The sequence below is a fragment of the Alteromonas sp. PRIM-21 genome (assembly GCF_027563165.1).
In the GTDB taxonomy this organism is placed as follows: Bacteria; Pseudomonadota; Gammaproteobacteria; order Enterobacterales; family Alteromonadaceae; genus Alteromonas; species Alteromonas macleodii_A.
In genome coordinates this window covers 1-598 of the sequence record NZ_JADOEK010000039.1, presented here as the reverse complement: position 1 = coordinate 598, position 598 = coordinate 1, and the positions used below count along the sequence as shown (strand labels likewise).

The following is a 598-nucleotide window of genomic DNA, read 5'->3' as shown; positions in this document are numbered from 1 at the left end:
CACCACAGCTTTTCGCAGACTTACACGTCCTTCATCGCCTCTAACTGCCAAGGCATCCACCGTATACGCTTCGTCACTTAACCATACAACCCCAAACAGCCTTTTGACTTCTGTCTAAGTTATGTCGCATGAATGACAAGCTAATCGGAAGAATTGCCTTGCTATCAATAAATTGATAACAAGCAATTCAGTCAAGTAGAGTAAAAAGTTCATCTTTCGATTTCTCAGTTACTCAATTTTGATTGATTACTATTAATATCAGCTTTCCAAATTGTTAAAGAACATTAGTGTTTTTAAAAAACACTAATCAATGATGTGATCATTAATTAGCATTCTACGTTAAAACAACTACCACTTTAGCGAGCAGATTAACTGTCAGGAAGGTTCCCTTCCGGTAAAGCAGTTAATCGCGACACTCGCGAAGCGAGTCTATAAATAAACAAAACAATCTGTGTAGGCACTGCATCAAGTGCGTCTATCGACGTAATGGTAAGGAGGTGATCCAACCCCAGGTTCCCCTAGGGTTACCTTGTTACGACTTCACCCCAGTCATGAAACACAAAGTGGTAATCGTCCTCCCGAAGGTTAGACTAACTAC

At 40.3% G+C, this 598-nt stretch carries 2 rRNA genes; both read right to left on the bottom strand.

What is annotated here, in order from left to right:
• Positions 1 to 83, bottom strand: a 23S ribosomal RNA gene (locus IW644_RS19905); the annotation flags it as partial.
• Between the two features lie 407 nt (positions 84 to 490).
• Positions 491 to 598: ribosomal RNA gene (locus IW644_RS19900) — 16S ribosomal RNA — on the bottom strand; the annotation flags it as partial.